Raw genomic sequence first — 18,328 nt, 5'->3', positions numbered from 1 at the left:
CCCCCCCCCCCCACGCCCGTGTAGATCACCACCATCAGCAGCGCGCCGATCAGCAGCGCCAGCACCAGCGTGCCGCGCTGCGCCGCGCCCACGAATGCGCCCGGCGTCCACAAGGTGGGTTCCATGCTGATGGCCGAGCGGCTTTGCACCCGCACCAGCACCGTCACGCGTTCACCCGGATTGAGCAGCAGCGGGGCCACGGACACCGACGACGGCACTTGTCGCGACGCAAGCGGCTCGCGATTGCCCGCCAGGATGACTTGGGAAGGCTCCCGCTGCCCGGCGGGATACAGATAGAACCGCACGTCTTCCAGACGGGGCACGCCGAACGACAACCAGCGCTCAACAAAGCCCTGCGTGGGGTTGCGCACGTCCAGCTTCAGCCAGTACACCGATTTGGAAAAGCCCCGGTTCAGCCAGGCGGGCGCCACGGGCTGCCAGGGCCCGTCCAGGATCTGGCTGACGTCCTTGGACGCCGTTGTATCTTCCAGGCCCAGCAGTTCGTGGTTCAGCGGCAGCTTGCCGGTCACGGCGTTCAGGTCGACGACGGGCGTTGCAGGCGGTAGGGGCTGCGCGTGCACGGGCGGCGCCACGCAGGACAGGATCCATAGCAACAGCAACATCAACGGCAACATCCACTTCAACGGCAGCCTGCCCGGCAAGCCCAGGCGGCGATCATGCATAGGGATCAAGCTCCTGGCGCAAGGCCGTGGGCGGCATGCCGAAGCGCTCGCGAAAAGCCGTAGAGAAATTGCCCCGATTGCCATAGCCCACCGCCTGCGAAATGGCCTGGATATCCAGGCTGGTTTCGCACAGCAAGCGGCGCGCCTCGCGCATGCGCTCTTCGCGCAGGAACTCGAACACGGTCGTGCCGGCGCAGCGCCGGAAAGCCTGATTCAACCGACGCGCGTTCGTGTTCAGCGCCTGCGCCAGCGCCATCAATTCCGGCGTGTGATCCAGCCGTTCGCGCAGTAGCTTGCGGGCGGCGCGAAACAGCACACCGTCCAGCGTCGCGCCGGCCGCGGCGGCGGACGTGCCGTCCTCCGCATGGGTTTCGGTCACGGCGGGAACCGGCGTCGGCGGGGCCCCGGGCGTGGTCCCTACCCGCAGATGAATCAGCAGGCGCAGGCGCACTTCCTCGAAGTCGAAGGGCTTGGCCACGTAATCGACCGCACCGGCCGACAGACCCGCCACGCGTTCGCCGGGCAGGCTAGCCGCCGTCAGGAAGATGACGGGGATGCCGCGCGTGGCCTGGTCGGCTTTCAGCAGGCGGCAGGCGGCCAGGCCGTCGCACACCGGCATGGTCACGTCCATCAGGATGATGTCCGGCTGCACCAGCTGCGCCTTGCGGTAGCCGTCATTGCCGTCCTCGGCCACGTAGACGCGGCAGTCCTGGCTGGTCAGGAAATCCACCAGCAGCATGCGGTCTTCGGGGCGGTCCTCCACGACCAGTACGCGTAAGCCCGCGAGCTGGCCCGGAGCCATCGAAAAGAAGGCGTCGTTCATGCCGCGCATTCTTTCATGTTGGCCCGCGCTCGCGTTGGTAACACGAGACAAATTCGAGGCTATGACTCGAATAATTTTCCTTGCGGCAAACCTGCCTGACATTCCAGCAAACCTCGGTAATGGAATATTTGCGTACTTACGATAATGTTTGTTACAGCGCGAACCTGGTCGAAGGGGATGTTCTTTTTGTGTCGTTGTGGCGTCGCCGCCACAGGCTTGCGACACCCGAATTCCCCTGTATTTGCCCGTCTCCACCAGTGATGGCGCCACGAGCGTAGGCATATCTCAAGGCTTGGAAGTTGCAAAAATGTTGTGTACCCAAGCGTGACTTATATGTCAAATAGCATCTATTAAATCCAAATGTAACAAGTCGCCGTCCGAGTACTCATGCGCCGCCTCTCCCGATTTTGCCGCCCCGTTGTCCTCTGCCTGTCCCCCCTTTTCCTGCATGTCGGTCTGGCCTTAACGGCCCTGGCGTTGGCGACCAGCCCCGCCGCGGCGCAAAGCGTGCGCCCGCAGTTGCCGTCCGCCGCCGAGCCCGGCCGCGCCCTGCCCCAGCCGGCCATGCCGGAAAGCATGACCACCGCCCCGGAAGTGACGGTGCAGCAGGGCAGCGCGTCCGAGGCCCCGGTGGGTGCCGACAAGCTGAGCTTCACGCTGGCCAACATGCGCGTGGAAGGCGTGACGCACTACGCGCCCGAGACCCTCAGCGCGTTCTACCAGGGACTGGTCGGCAAGACGATCACGGTGGCCGACGCCTTCAAGGTGGCCAACGACATCGAACTGCTCTACCGCAATGACGGCTACGTGACCACGCGCGTGATCGTGCCCGCGCAGACCGTCGATGGCGGCGTGTTCCGCATCGTGGTGGTGGAGGGCTATGTGTCGGACGTGAGGTACGACGGCGACATCGGCCCCGCGCAGGCGGCGGTCGAAAAGCTGGTGCAGCGCCTGCGTGGCGTGCGCCCGATCAACGTGGCCGAAGTCGAACGCCAGCTGCTGTTGGCCAATGATTTGAACGGCCTGGTGGTGCGCGCGTCACTGGAGGCCTCGCCCAAGGAAGTGGGCGGCTCGGTGCTGGTGGTGCACAGCGAACGCAAGCCCGTCGATGCGCGCCTGGGCATTGATAACCGTGGCTCGCCCTACCTGGGCTGGAGCGAAATGACCGGCCAGGTCACGCTGAATTCGTTCGGCGCCCGCGCCGACACCTTCACGCTGAGCGGCCGCCTGGGTTTTCCGGCCTACCGCAGCCAGGCCGTTGCCGCCAACTACGACATGCTGGTCAGCGACAGCGGCATGACGTTCGGCCTGGCCGCCAGCTACGCCAAGAGCGAGCCGGGCCGCGACCTGGCCCCGCTGAACGTTGCCAGCGACGTGCAGGCCTACACGGCCACCGTCACCTATCCGCTGATCCGCTCGCGCCTGGAGAACTTGCGCGCCTTCGGCATGTTCGACGTGCGCAACGTGGCCACCGACATTACCGAGACGCCCTTCACGCGCGACCGGCTGCGCGTGCTGCGCGCGGGCCTGAGCTATGACCGTACCGACAGCTGGAACGGCATCACCGCCATCCGTGGCACGGTGCACCAGGGCCTGGACGCGATGGGCGCCACGCAAGAAGGGGCCGAGCTGGCCTCGCGCGCCAAGGGCCGTTCGGACTTCCTGAAGCTGACCGCCGAACTGACGCGCCTGCAACAGCTGACCGATCGCCTGTCGCTGGTGGCCACCTTTGCCGGCCAATACAGCGCCAGCCCGCTTCTGGCCAGCGAAGAATTCGCGCTGGGCGGACCCAACTTCGGCCGCGGTTATGACGACGGCGAAATGTCCGCCGATTCCGGCCTGGCCGGCTCGCTGGAACTGCGCTACGCCGTGTCCACCGACAACTTCCTGCCGCACGGCGCGCACGTTTATTCGTTTGTCGACGGCGGCCGCATCTGGTCGCGCAGCGAAAGCGCGCCGCTGACGCGCGCCAACGTGTCGTCCATTGGCGCGGGCATGCGCGCCAACCTCAGCAAGACCCTGTACGCCACGCTTGAAGTGGCCAAGCCCACAAGCGGCGACGTCCTGACCCAGGGCAACAAGAATCCCCGCGTATTTTTCAGCATCTCGGCGCAGTACTAAGCAGCGAACGACAAGAGACCGACCATGAATCGCAAATCCCGCAGCCTCGCCCCATCCGCTCGCCGCATGCGCCTGAAGAAAGACACCGCCCTGCCCGCGCTCAGCACGCTGGCCGTGCTGATTGGCTCGCTGGCCTCTGGCGGCGCGCACGCCAACCCCACCGGCGGCACCGTCGTGGGTGGCGCCGCCACCATCAATGACCGCGGCAACGGCACGCTGGACATCAACCAGTCCAGCGGCAAGGCGATCATCAACTGGAAAGACTTCAGCATCGGCGCCAACGAGACGGTCAATTTCCGCCAGCCCGGCGGCAAGAGCGTCACGCTGAACCGCGTGGTCGGCAACGACCCGTCGGCCATCTTCGGCAAGTTGAACGCCAACGGCACGGTGATGCTGGTCAACCCGAACGGCGTCGTGTTCGGCAAGGGCGCGCGTATCGACGTGGGCGGCCTGGTCGCCACCACGGCGAACATCAGCGACAAGGATTTCCTGGCCGGCAACTACAAGTTCAACCAGGCCTCCACCAAGGCCAACGCCCGGATCGTCAACGAAGGCACGATCACCATCAAGGACAGCGGCCTGGCCGCGCTGGTGGCGCCGTCGGTCAGCAACTCGGGCGTGATCCAGGCCAAGCTGGGCCGCGTGGCCCTGGCCGGCGCGAACACCGTCACGGTGGACTTCCAGGGCGACGGCCTGCTTTCCTTTGACGCCACTTCCACCGTTGGCGATCTGCCCAAGGACGCCAGCGGCAAGCCGGTATCGGCACTGGTGACCAACACCGGCGTCATCCGCGCGGACGGCGGTACGGTGCTGATGACGGCGCGCGCCGTCAAGGGCGTGATCGACAACGTCGTCAACACCGACGGCATCATCAGCGCCCAGTCGGTGGGCACGCAGAACGGCAAGATCGTGCTGTCCGGCGGCGACGCCGGCACCGTCAAGATCGCGGGCACGGTCGACGCCACGGGCGCCGGCGCCGGCCAGCAAGGCGGCAAGGTCGTCGTCACCGGCGAACACGTGGACGTGGCGCGCGGCGCCGCCATCGACGTGTCCGGCGCGGCGGGCGGCGGCGAGATCGCCCTGGGCAGCCTGGGCGTTGCCCCGGACGACGGCTCGGCGGCATTCAGCGGCAAGTCGTCCACCGTCAAGGTGGCGGCGGGCGCCACGCTCAAGGCCGATGCGCGCGTCAACGGCAACGGCGGCAGCGTCACGATGTGGTCCAACGAGGCCACCGCCTTTGCCGGCAGCCTGTCGGCACGCGGCGGTGAGCAAGGCGGCGACGGTGGCTTTGCCGAAGTCTCCAGCAAGAAAAACATCGGCCTGACCGGCTCGGTGGACATGCGCGCGCCCAAGGGCAAGACCGGCCTGTTGCTGATCGACCCGACCGACCTGCGCATCGTCGATTCCGGCAACGGCTCGGGCGCGCTGGACGGCAGCGCGGGCGACGGCACGCTCAATAGCGGCGACGCCAACGCGGCCAACAACACCGTGTCGCGCGGCCTCTTGGAAAGCCTGGCCGGCACCACCAACATCAAGCTGGAAGCCACTGGCCAGATCACGATCGCGGACATGGCCGCGATCAATCTGAAGACGACCTCGGGCAACAGCTTCACGCTGCGCTCGACGCAGACGGGCGGCATCCGCTTCGAGAATTCGAACACCGAAATCAGCACCCAAGGCGGTGCCATCACGCTGGAAGCGCTGGGCGTGGGCAGCACGCTGAACAACATCGGCAAGCTGACCAGCCGGGGCGGCGCGATCACGCTGAACGCCACCGGCGACATCAACCTGGCCAACGTCATTGACGCCGGCAGCGGCGCGGCGCTGGTCCGCACCAGCGCGGGCAGCATCCGCAACGTGGGCGGCGCCAACCAGGTCGTGGCGGGCAACACCGTCACGCTGGACGCCAGCGGCGGCAACATCGGCGAGGCCGGCAACGCGGTCAACACCCAGACATCGCGGCTGGCGCTTGCCACCGGCGGCAACCTGTTCGCGGCCAACCGCTCGGTACTGAGCACGCTGGACATCACCAGCCGCCACGCCCAGCCCGGCGTCAACAACACGTACCAGCTCACCTCGGCCGGCGGGCTGGATTTCTCGTTGGCGGACAACGGCAGCTATTACCTGAACCGGGCCGTCCAGAATGGCCTGAACTTCTCGTTCACCGGCGACCGCACGATCCGCGTGGGCTCCGTCTCGTTGGGCGCGGGCGCGCTGGCCCTGACGTCCACGGCCGGCGACATCCTGGCCGGCAGCATCCCGGGCAGCATGAGCGCGGGCAGCATCGTGCTGAAGGCCAGCGGCAGCAATGGCAACAACGGCGCCATCGGCAGCGCCGACCTGGCGTTGAACACCCAGACCGCCACGCTGACGGCCGCCAGCGGCGCGGGCGGCGTGTATCTCTACAACTTCGGCGCGCTGAACCTGCGTTCCGTCGAAACCACCGGCCCGCTGTCCGTGTGGAGCAGCGGCAACCTGACCCTGGGCGCCATCAAGGCCGGCGCATCGACGTCGCTGACGTCGACCATGGGCAACATCGTGGACGACGGCGATGACGCCACCACGATCTCGACCAACACGCTGGCGTTGTCGGCGCAGAACGGCATCATCGGCGCCGCGTCCCGCAGCCTGAAGACCAACGCCGGTAACGTGTCCGCCACGGCGGGCACGGGCGGCGTGTACCTGGACAGCAGCAGCTCCAACCTGAACATCACGCAGGCCCAGGCCGATAACGCCGCCATCGTGATCACTGGCGCGGGCTCGCTGACGGCCAACAACGTCAGTTCCGGCGGCGGCGCCGTCAACCTGACGGGCAACAGCATTTCCGCCGGCCAGATCAACGCGGGTTCGGGCAACGTCACGCTGACCGCGCGCGCCGGCAGCATCACGGGCACGTCGGCATCGCTGGTCACCGGTAACGTCGTGACCTTGCTGGCGCCCGCATCGAACAGCAGCTACACCGTGGGCACGGCGGGCACCTACCTGCGCACGGCGGCGGGTGAACTGCACGCCACGGGCGGCAGCATCTATCTGAACCAGGCGCAGGGTTCCGTGCTGCTGGATGACCTGAAGGCCTTCAACGGCATTTCCGTCATCGGCGTGGCCGACCTGACCGCCAACAAGCTGGACGCCGGCACCGGCACGCTGTCGTTGAACGCCCAGGGTGGCAACATCCTGCGCGCCAATGCCAACAGCGAACTGGTGGGCAACGCCATCAATCTGCAAGCGCGTCAGCACATCGGCACCTCGGGCGACCACATCAAGACGTCCTCGGCCAGCCTGACACTGGGTAGCGGCGGCGACATCTACGTCGACAACCCCGGCAAGACGCTGACCTACCTGTCCGTCAGCAACTCGCACGCCGATCCGCTGCGAAAGAACTTCCTGCAAGTCTCCGCGCCCTTCCTGGCGTTCGACGTCAACGACGATCTGGGCAATGCGTATGAATTGAAGCAGGTCTATAGCGCGTTGCTGAATCAGTTTGTGTTCAGCGGCGACCAGACCCTGAAGCTGGGCAACATCCGCGCCGGCAGCGGCGTCACGCTGACGTCCACGCAGGGCAGCATCCTGGATGACGGCATTGCGGATACGCGCGTCACCGCGGGCGCGGTCAGCCTGGCCGCCGCCCAGGACATCGGCACCCACGCCAATTTCGTCTCGGTCAACGCGCCGAACCTGTCGCTGGACACGCGCGGCAACCTCTACGCGACCAACATCGCCGACCTCAACACCCTGACGGTGACTGCTCGCCACAAGGGCGAGGACGATCACTATGTGCTGGACGTGCGCGCGCCGTCGCTGCTGTTCAACATCACCGACGACGTGACCGGCCACACCATACACGAGGTGCGCGACAGCAACTCGGTGTATTTCAACTTCATCAGCGACCGCGACGTCACGGTCGGCAGCATCGACGCCGGTTATGGCGGTTCCATCACGCTGAACACCTCGGGCGCGATCAGCGACGACGGCAACAAGAACACCCTGCTGCTGGCCAATTCGGTGAACCTGTCCGCCGGCCGCGCCATCGGCGCCACCGGCAACGGCTATCTGGACATCCTGACCAGCAACCTGTCGGGCTCGGCCAGCAATGGCGGCTTCTATGTGCAGCTGCCCAAGCCCACCGGCTCCAGCAACACCACCGGCGTCATCACGCTGAACAACATCACGGCCACCGACGCCGTACAGATCGACGCACGCCAGGGCGACCTGCTGGTATCGGGCACGATACGCAGCTGGAACGACGATGTGACGCTGAACGCGGCCAACGGCTCCATCCTGGGTAACGGCTCGGGCAATGTGTACGCGGGCGGTGGCGACATCTCGTTGACCGCAACCGGCTCGATCGGCGGCAACTACGGCGGCAGCGTGCGCTATGTGGGCGTGGGCGGCCCCAGCCAGGTCAACGTCCTGGCCAACGCGGGCGGCGACCTCTATCTGAACGGCACCTACGGCAACATCAAGCTGGCGTCGGTAACGGCAGGCGGGCAGCTTGGCTACACGCAAGGGAACGGCACGACTCTGGTCGGCAACGTGCAGGCCGCCGGCCCCGCGTCGCTGGCCAACAGCGCGGGTTCCATTCTTGACGATGGCGACGCCGCCACGAAGATCCAGGCCAGCAGCATCGCGCTGTCGGCCGCCGGTTCGCTGGGCGCGGCCGGCGCCGCGCTGACCTTGCAGGCGCCGGACGTCAGCCTGACCAGCGGTGGCGACATCACCGTCGACAACGAGACCGGCCTGACGCGCCTGGCCGTCACACGCAATGGCTACGTCTATGGCTCGTACGCGATCACCGCACCGAACCTGTCGGCCTTCACGCTGACGGACGACGCCAACGGCATCCACCTGAAGGACATCGCCAGTTCCACCGACCTGGATTTCGGGTTCTCGGCCAACGGCAAGAACCTGTGGGTCGGCAACATCGATGCTGGCGCGGGCGGCAAGGTCAGCCTGATCGCGGGCGGCAACATCGCCAACGACGACCTGGCCAACCCCGGCACGATCCGCGCGGCGAATGTCGCGTTAACGGCGGGCTCCAGCAGCTCGATCGGCTCGTCGGCCACGGGCGGCACGCTGGCCCTGGCCGGCACGTCCGCGTTGAGCCTGTCGGCGGGTATCAACTTCTTTGTCGCCAGCGACACCGTGCTGCGCAGCCTGGCGATCAACAGCCAGCGCGCGGCCGGCGCCACCAGCACCATCGCCATCGGCGGCGGCGCGGGCCAGACCATCCGCATCACCGACGACGGCACCACGCAGTACCTGGAACAGATCACGGGCCGGCTGACGGACTTCAGCTTCAGCGGCCGCAAGAACATCCAGGTGGGCGCCATTGCCGCCAGCAACTCGGTCAGCCTGACCACGGCCAACGGCGGCGTCAATTCCAGCATCACCAGTGATGCCGGCACCGGCCGCATCACGGCCGGCACGGTCAAGCTGTCGGCCACCGGCAGCGACAGCTACACCGCGCGCGATGCAAACACCGGGGCCATCGGCGCCGCCGGCCGCGCGCTGCGCACCGCGACCGCCAACCTGGCAATCGCCAACAACGGCGACATCTTCTTGAACAACGGGAATCAGGCGCTAAGCAGCATCGACCTGAACCTGAGCCGCCGCGACGCGGGCAGCACCACCAACTTCGACACCAACGCCTATGCCTTCAGCGGGCTGGGCGGCCAGACGCTGTCGATCGCGGGTGGCACCAGCCTGACGATCGCGGCAGACATGAACGGCGCCGCACTGGCCGTCAACGCCGATTCCGCCATTGCCACCGGCGCGATCAATACCGGCGCCGCGGGTTCCGTGACGCTGACCTCGCGCTACGCCAACACGTCGTTCCTGCCGACCATCAGCCGCAGCTCGGGCGTCATTACCGGCAATAACGTCAGCCTGAACGCGCTGGGCACGAACGGCAGCGTCGCCGCTTCGACCAGCACGAACAATCTGTCGATCGCGTCGGCGGGCAACGTGTCCGTCTCCAACGACAAGCAGCTGACGTCGCTGTCGCTGACCGCGAACCACGCCAGCTCGAGCGGCTTGCAGAACAATTCGTACAGCGTCTCGGCCACCGGCCTGACGTTCTCGCTGAGCGATTCGACCGGCACTTCGGGGCTGACGCTTAACAACGTTTCCACCGCGGGCAACCTGGCGCTGTCGATCTCGTCCGACCGCGCGCTGACCGTCAACAACGTGGCCACCGGCGCGGGCGGCTCGGTCACGCTGGGCAGCAACAGCAACATCTACGGCAACAGCAGCAGCGCCAGCAGCCCCAACATCACCACGGGCGCGCTGACGCTCAATGCCGGCTCGGTCACGGGTACGTACAACACCAACCAGCCGCTGTACGTCAGCGTGGACAAGCTGTCCTCGAACCTGCGCGGCAGCCTGTGGATCTCGAACAACAAGACCCTGACCCTGGGCAACAACAACGTCGCCAGCTCCGCGCAGGTGAACGTTACCAACGGGTCGATTCTTCAAGGCGCGGGCAGCAGCTTCGTCGCCCCCTCGCTGATCCTGACCGCCACGCAGTCCATTGGCGCGGCCGGCAATGCCGTGCAAACCGACACGCGGCAACTGACCACGCAGACTGGCAACAATCTTTACCTGAACAACACGTCGAACCTGTTCAGCCTGAACGTCACCGCCAACCACGCCAACCAATCCGTGGACAACGTGGTGCAGGTGGCGGCGCAGGGCCTGACGTTCAACGTCACGGACACCGGCGGCTACAACCTGTTCGATGTGCAAGACACCACCGGCCTGAACTTCTCGTTCTCCGGCGACCGCACGGTACGCATCGGCAACATCGACACCGGCCCCGCGCATGCCGTCAGCCTGGCCGCCAACGGCGCGGGCAGCAACTTGCTCAACCTGTCGCCCGCCTCGCACGTGACGGGCGATTCGGTGTCGCTCTTCGCCACCGGCCAGATCGGCTCGGGTCCGGCCGACAAGATCAACACCACCACCAGCGAGCTCTACCTGACGAGCGGCAGCCACGTCTACGTGAACAACGACGTCGACCTGGCCAGCCTGTCGTTGTATGCAACGGGTGTCGCGCCTTCGACCTACGACGTCACGTCGAACGAATTGCTGTTCGATGTGGTGCATGACGGCCGCCTGCAAGTCAACAATGTCCGCGACAACACCGGCCTGAACCTGATGTTGTCCAGCAACGTTGGCCAGGACATCGGCATCATCGACACGCAGTCCACCGGCACCGTACGCCTGTCCAGCAACAACAGCATCCTGGGCAGCGCCGATGACAGCCAGCGCATCACGGCCGCCCAGGTTTCGCTGACCACGCAGGGATCGGGCGCCATCGGCGGCACGGGCCGCGAGATCAATCTGTCGGCCCCGCTGCTGAACATCCAGAACGCCGGCGACGTCTATATCGATTCCAACAAGCACATCGATACGTTGTCGCTGTATTCGACGGGTAACGGCGCGCGCTCGTACAGCATCAATTCGCCGACGCGCGACGGCGGCAACATCGGCTTTACCGCCACCGACGGCGGCAGCGGCAGCACGGCTGGCCTGGTGCTGGGCAACATCACGGATGCGGGCGGCCTGAACCTTAGCGTCACCAGCGACCGCAGCATCACCGTTGGCACCATCAACGTCGGCTACGACAACGTGTCGCTGACCTCGCGCTATGCCTCGCTGCTGGGCGATGGCGATGCCAACACCAAGATCGACGCGGCGTCGTTGAACCTGAACGCCAACACCGCCATCGGCGCAAGCGGCATCGGCAACGCCATCGACACGCGCGTCAGCACGCTGACCGGCCGCGCGGCCGGCGGCGGCGCGTTCATTACGGTGGAAGGCAACACCAGCCTGCCCAGCCTGACCTCGACCGGCGCCAGCTCGGTCAGCAACACCGTCGGCGACATCGAACTGGGTTCGGTCAACACCAACGGCAACAGCTTCACCGTCAACAACACGGGCGGCTCCATCCTGAGCGGCACGATCAGCAACGCCACCACCGTCAACCTGACGGCCAATGGCTCGATCGGCAACAAGAGCGCCATCCGCACCACCAACCTGAGCTCGGGCGGCACGACGATCGTCACCCTTAGCGCCACCAAGACGGCCACGGCGGACGGCAGCATCGCGCTGATCGAAACCTACGGCTTGCAGGCCGCCTCGGTCACCGGCGACGGCAACATCACGCTGACCGCCGATACCGGCCGCGCCGGCCGCGACCTGGTGGTGGGCACCATCAGCACCACCAACGGCGCGGTCGCGTTGTCGACCAGCACGGGCAACATCGTCGGCGCAAATAACAGCAACCGCATCACCGGCAACAGCGTCACGCTGACGGCCGACTACGGGTCCTCGCGCAGCATCGGCTCGGGCAACAGCAACCGCATCCATCTGGACACGCCGTCGCTGACGCTGAACACCCCGGGCAGCATCTACGTCGACAACCTGGCCGACCTGACCGACCTGACCATCAACCGCGCCAACGCGCAGGGCAACCAGAACGGCAGCTACGGCTTCCTGACCATCGACGCGCAGAACCTGACGTTCAGCGGCGCCGACACCAGCAACAACACCGCGCTGACCATCGTTCGTGACACCACCGGCCTGAACTTCACGTACCAGGCAATCGGCTCGATCACGCTGAACGACATCGACGTCACGGCCAATGGGTCGGTCAACCTGTCGACCAACCCCTACTACTACACCGGCGGCTCGATCCAGGGCATGACGGGCACGTCGAAGATCACGGCGGGCAACCTGACGTTGTCCACCGGGTCGAGTGAAACCCCCAACGCGATTGGCTCGTCCACCCGCGCCCTGAACACGCAGGTCAAGAACATCGCGGCCACGGCCTCGGGCGGCATCTGGTTGAACCAGGCCGGCTCGATCAACCTGGGCAACCTCAACGCAGGCGAAGACCTGTCCGTCACGACGACGACGGGCGACATCCTGGTCGGCTCCGTCCGCTACGGCACCAACAAGACGCTGACGCTGAATGCGCAGAACGGCAGCATCCTGGACGGCGGCGGCGCCATCTCGGGTTCGGGCACGGGCGCCATCACACTGACCGCGAAGAACGGCATCGGCACGAACGACGCGGCCATCAAGATCGCGGCGCCGAACAACCCGGTGTCCGCCAGCGTGACCGGCACGGGCTCGCTGTACCTGGACAGCACCAACAACCTGCTGGGCGGCCTGACCACCTCGGTCGCCAACGGCGAAACGCGCGTCACATCGTCGGGCAACCTGGTACTGAACAGCATGACGTCGGCCACCGACGCCGCCGGCAACGGCATCTCGGTCAAGGCCACCCAGGGCAACATCACCGTCAAGAACGTGCAGGCGGGCGCCACCCAGGGTCAGATCACGCTGAACGCCGAGAACGGCACCATCCTGGCCGACGCGGCCGGCGCCACCATCAAGGCGTACGGTGTTGCCCTGAACGCTCGCAACGGCATCGGCTCCAACACCGCCACCGGCCGCATCAACGCCAGCGGCCAACGCGTCGAGGCGACCACGCTGGGCGGCATGTATCTGGCGGCGGACAACAACGCCGTCTACTCGTACCTGTCCGGCGGCACGATCGACATCGCGGCGGCCGGCAACCTGCAAATCGCCAACGCCGTCGCCAGCAACGGCAACGGCACGATCAAGATCGTGGGCAACGGCGCCAACAGCCAACTGGTGGCAGGCAACATCGACGCCGGCACGGGCACCGTCAACATCGACTACAGCAAGGCCGGCAGCACCATCGTTGACGATCGCGAGGAATCCACGCGCATCATCGGCAATTCGGTCACGCTGAAGGCCGGCGCGGGGATCGGCGGCGCCGAAGGCTCGGCCGACAACGTGCAGACGACTGCCGCCGTCATCAACGCGGAAGTCACCGGCAACGGCTCGATCTTCCTGGACGACAACCGCGCGGCCGGCACCACGCTGAACGCCATCGCCACGCAGAACGGCGCCATCGGCATCACCACCGCCGGCCCCACGCTGGTGAACAGCGCCGTCACCAAGACGAACTCGGCAACCAACGACATCTCGATCGCCACGTCCAATGGCGACCTGTCGATCAACACGATCGACGCCCTGGCCTTGGGCGACGTCACCCTGAAGGCGGCCGGATCCATCCTGGGCGCGATTCCGGGCAACCTGGTCTTCGGCAACAGCCTGACGGCCACGGCGGGCGGCAGCATCGGCACGGTGGGCAACCTGGCCACCGGGCTGGGCGGCATCGCCCTGCGCACCAACGTTGCGTCGCTGGGCGACCTGACCACCGGCGCCTATGGCGCGGTCATCGCCCTGAACAACGTGGGCACGCGTGCCCTGACGCTGACCGGCGACGTGACGCAAACGGGCGACAACGGCTCGGTCTACATCCGTTCGTCGGGCGACCTGGACGCGCGTTCGGGCCTGTCCAATACCGCCGACAACGTGCTGCTGTCCTCGAACGGCACGCTGACGGTAGCCGGCACGGGCGTGCAGGCCAACGACACCATCACCCTGGTGGGCCTGCAAGACGTGGTGGCGGCGGGCGCCACGCCGCGCAACATCATTGCACGCGGCGATACGCTGAACGTCACCAGCGGCGCGGCGGGCGGCAACACGGTATTGACCACTGAAGTGGCCAACGCCAACGTCAACCTGACCGGCGTCACCACGCCGGCCAACCTGACGCTGAACAATACCGGCGCACTGACCGCCGGGCTGTCCACCGCCAACGGCAACATCACGGCCAACGCCACCGGCACGCTGGACGTGTCGGCCCTTGCCGCCGGCAACAACCGCGGCATCGACCTGAGCTCGCAGCACGGCGACGTGGTGGTCGGCACCATCAACGCCGGCGCCGCGAACGGCACGGTCGTGCTGGCCGCCGCCGAAGGCTCGTTGGTGGCCCTGGGCAGCGACGTCACGACCAACAGCCTGGACCTGACCAGCAAGAACGGCATCGGCGACGGCAACGCCGCCTTCATCACGTCGGCGCGTTACCTGAAGGCCAACGTGCTGGGCGCCGGCGACATCGTCGTCGAGGCCACCGGCCCGCTGACGCTGGGCGCCGTTGCAACGGCGGACGGCAGCATCCAGATCGCCGCCGTCGGCGCCCTGATCAGCAGCGTTGGCCTGACCGCCGGCAATCACGGCGACGTGTTGCTGGGATCGTCATCGGGCAACGTCGGTATCAACCACGCCATCACCAACAGCCAGGTCAACAACCTGACGGTGTTTGGCGCGCAGATCGGCACGGCAGCCATCGACACCGCCGGCGCGCAGACCTACAACGGCAGCGTCACGCTTGGCGGCGACCTGACCGGCGCGTCCATCGACATCTCCGGCAACGCCACGCTGACGGGCGGCAAGCGCACGCTGACCGCCAACGGCGACGGTGGCAATGTCAAGCTCTCGGGCGTGCTGAACGGCGGCAACCAGCAAGCAGTGATCGTCGCCAACGACGGCGACGTCACGCTGGGCGGCAATGCCATCAACCTGGCCGGCCTGAGCATCGACGGCGCCAACATCAGCGTGCAAAACGTCGCGACCAGCGGTGCCCAGCAATACAACGGCGACACGACGCTGCGCGGCCTGTACACCACCGGCAACGGCGCTTTCGGCGTCGATGGCGACACCGTGTTGGCTGGCGGCGTCAACGTGTACACGGGCAACGGCGCCGTCACGTTCACGGGCGACGTCTCGGGCGCGAACGCGCTGACCGTTCTGACGGCCGGCGCCACCACCTACGGCGGCGCGGTCAACACCGCATCGCTGAACCAGGTCGGCACCGGCATCACCGCGCTTAACGGCGGCAGCGTCACAACGACCGGCATGCAGTCCTACAGCGCCGCTGTGGTGCTGGGCGCCGACACAACGTTGAGCGGCAGCGGCGTCACGCTGGCCGATGGCGTGGACGGCGCGTACGCGTTGACCGTCGATGGCCCGGCCGCGCTGGCCGGCGCCATCGGCGCCAACACCAAGCTGGCCAGCCTGACCGTCAACGGCCCCGCCACGCTGATCACCCGCGGCATCGCCACCACCGGCAGCCAGCACTACCAGAACGACGTCACGCTTGGCAGCGACCAGTCGTTGTCCACCACCACCGGCAACGTCACGTTCGACGGCGCGCTGATCGGCACCCGCAACGTCGTCATTGACTCCACGGCAGGCGGCGATATTCGCCTGAACGCCGTGGGCAGCGCGGGACAACGCCTGGGCGACCTGACGGCCAACACCGCCGGCGCGACCACGTTCAACGGCGCGGTCTACGCCGCGTCGGCGCAGACGGACGCCCCGGGCACGGTAGCCATCAACGGCGGCCTGGTCGACACAACGGGCACGCAAACCTTCCGCGAACTGGTCACGCTGGGCGCGGATACGGTGTTGAAGGGCAGCACCGTCAGCCTGTTGGGTGGCGGCAACGGCAAGCATGGCCTGACCATCGACGGCGACGCCGTGCTGAAGGGCGCGTTCGGTGCGCAGGACGTGCTGGCGAGCCTGACGGTCAACGGCACGTCCAGCCTGGACGGCAGCATCGGCACGAGCGGCAAGCAGTCGTACAACGGCGCGGTCACTCTTGACGGCGACGTGGCGTTGACGACCCAAGGCGGCAGCATCACGTTCAATGACAAAGTCGCCAGCAGCCAGGGCGACGGGCATGACCTGTCGCTGTCGGCCGGTGCGGGCAACGTCACGTTCACGGACGCCGTGGGCGACGACGCGGGTGGCCGGCTGGGCAACATCGCCATCGCCAGCCAGGGCTCGACCACGCTGAACGACGTTGTCTACGCGGCATCGATCACGTCGGACGTGGGCGGCACGATTGCCATCAACGGCGGGCGGGTCGACACGACCGGCGCGCAGTCCTACGACGAACGCGTGGTGCTGGGCGGCGACACCGTCCTGAAGGGCAGCACGGTGGGCCTGTTGGGCGGCGCCGACGGCTCGCATGAGCTGACCATTGACGGCGACGCCGTGTTGAAGGGTCCGATCGGTGCGCAGGATGCGCTGGCCGGCCTGACGGTAAACGGCAAGTCCACGCTGGGCCAAGGCAGCATCGCGACCACGGGCGACCAGTCGTACCTGGGCGCGGTCACGCTGGGCGGCGACGTTACCGTGGCCAGCCGCGACGGCGACATCCGCTTCGTTGGCGCCGTTGACGGCGGGCACGACATGACTGTGTCGGCGGGCAAGGGCGACGTGGAATTTGCCGGCCCGGTCGGCCAAGGTTCTCGCCTGGGCAACCTGACAATCAACGCCGCCGGCGACACCGTCCTGGACGGCCCGGTTCGCACCGCGTCGCTGCAAACCAGCGGCAACGGCGACGTGCTGATCAACGGCGGTTCGGTCGACACCACGGGTTCGCAGCAGTATGGCCAGCACGTGATCCTGTCCGGCGCGGACACCACGCTGACCGGCACCAACGTGCAACTGAAGGCCGGCGTGGACGGTACCGAGTCGGGCCAGCAAGGCCTGATCATCGCCGGCAACGCCGACATCCAGGGCGACATCGGCGCGACCACGCCGCTGCGCGGCCTGGCGATCGAAGGCACCACCACGATGGGCCCGGGCAAGGTCGTCACGACCGGCGACCAGGTCTACACCGGCGCGGTAACGCTGACCGGCGACCGCGATCTGGCCAGCACCACGGGTTCGGTCGTGCTGGGCAGCAAGCTGGACGGCAACGGCAACAACCTGGCCATCAACGCAGGCAAGAACGTGCTGGTGGCGGGCGACGCCACCGACTTGGGCTCGCTGACGCTGCGCGCCGTGGACACCATCGTGTTCAACGGCGACGTCAGCGCCTACCGCGTGCAGCAGCTGGAAGCCAAGTCCGCCAGCTACAACGGCAACGTCCGCGCCTCGGGTCCCGACGGCATCGACATCACGGGCGGCAAGGTCGCGTTCGGCAAGGACGTTACCGCCGACACGGGTCCGATCCGCATCACCAACACCGACCCGACCGGCACGACGACGTTCGCCGCCGGCTCGACGGTGAAGGCCGCCACGGGCTTCACGCAGACCGGCGGCGCCGGCCTGACGCTGCCCGCGCAATTGCTGGTGACCCAAGGCCCCATCAACCTGGGCGCACCCGCCACGCTGCAAGGCGCGAATGCCACCATCAGCACCAACGGCGACATCACCGCGGTTGGCCTGGTGGGCCCGCAAACGGCGTTGACGCTGGCCGCCGGCCCGCTGGGCGCGCTGCGCATCGGCCTGAACGACGCCAACCTCAGCCACAAGCTGGACGTGGGCTCGTTGACCGTTCTCACCGCCGGCTCGGCCGACGTGTGGGGCACGGTGGGTGGCAAGACGGGCGCCGTGGCGGCCGCTTCCATCAAGAGCTCGCTGGTGGGCTCGCCGTACTACCTGAACGGCGTCACGTGGGGTCCGACGGGCGTCATCGACCGCCTGTCCGCCATCACCGCGCCGCAGCCGGTCATCCCGACCACGCCTACCGCCTCGTCTTTGTTCCGTGGTACGGTCCCGTCTGATAGTTTCGGCCCGGATCCGCTGGGCGCATACGCCGATCCGCAGGTGCTGAAAGTGGCCTCCGCCACCTTCAACTGGCAGCTGCCTTCCGGCGACAACGCCATGCTGAACGTTCCGAACGGCCAGACCTCGGTCCTGCAAACGCCGGCCGGCAAACCGCAACAACCCGTCGCCGAAGGCAGCCCGTCTTCCGACGACGAGCGTCGCGACAACGACGCACAATCCCGCACTCTTTGATTCG

Annotated in this window: 4 protein-coding genes; 2 read left to right on the top strand and 2 right to left on the bottom strand. The window is 67.0% G+C overall.

The window, feature by feature from the left end:
- On the bottom strand, positions 1-683 hold a 683-nt coding region (locus tag ACNPP0_RS04080; protein WP_448705079.1), incomplete at its 3' end, for a 7TMR-DISMED2 domain-containing protein.
- A complete protein-coding gene (locus tag ACNPP0_RS04075; protein WP_448705078.1) occupies positions 676-1,515 on the bottom strand; it encodes a response regulator transcription factor in 840 nt (279 codons plus the stop codon). The genes ACNPP0_RS04075 and ACNPP0_RS04080, both read right to left, overlap by 8 nt.
- Positions 1,516-1,893: 378 nt before the next feature.
- Between ACNPP0_RS04075 and ACNPP0_RS04070 the strand changes: the two genes are divergently transcribed.
- Positions 1,894-3,627 carry a ShlB/FhaC/HecB family hemolysin secretion/activation protein gene (locus ACNPP0_RS04070; RefSeq protein WP_448705077.1) on the top strand — a complete coding sequence of 578 codons (1,734 nt, stop codon included), beginning with the start codon at positions 1,894-1,896 and terminating at the stop codon, positions 3,625-3,627.
- 24 nt (positions 3,628-3,651) lie between these two features.
- The gene (locus tag ACNPP0_RS04065; protein WP_448705076.1) at positions 3,652-18,324 is read left to right on the top strand and encodes a filamentous hemagglutinin N-terminal domain-containing protein; all 14,673 of its coding nucleotides are present in this window, start codon (positions 3,652-3,654) and stop codon (positions 18,322-18,324) included.
- Positions 18,325-18,328: the final 4 nt, after the last annotated feature.

It is taken from the genome of Achromobacter semiaridum, assembly GCF_053543755.1.
The sequence above is the reverse complement of the archived record's forward strand: the minus strand, read 5'-3'. Positions and strand labels throughout refer to the sequence as shown.

What these genes read in the sequence shown, in the direction of transcription:
- ACNPP0_RS04075 (WP_448705078.1), bottom strand. Translation starts at nt 1,515, where the DNA reads ATGCGCGGCATGAACGACGCCTTCTTTTCGATGGCTCCGGGCCAGCTC.
- ACNPP0_RS04070 (WP_448705077.1), top strand. Translation starts at nt 1,894, where the DNA reads ATGCGCCGCCTCTCCCGATTTTGCCGCCCCGTTGTCCTCTGCCTGTCC.
- ACNPP0_RS04065 (WP_448705076.1), top strand. Translation starts at nt 3,652, where the DNA reads ATGAATCGCAAATCCCGCAGCCTCGCCCCATCCGCTCGCCGCATGCGC.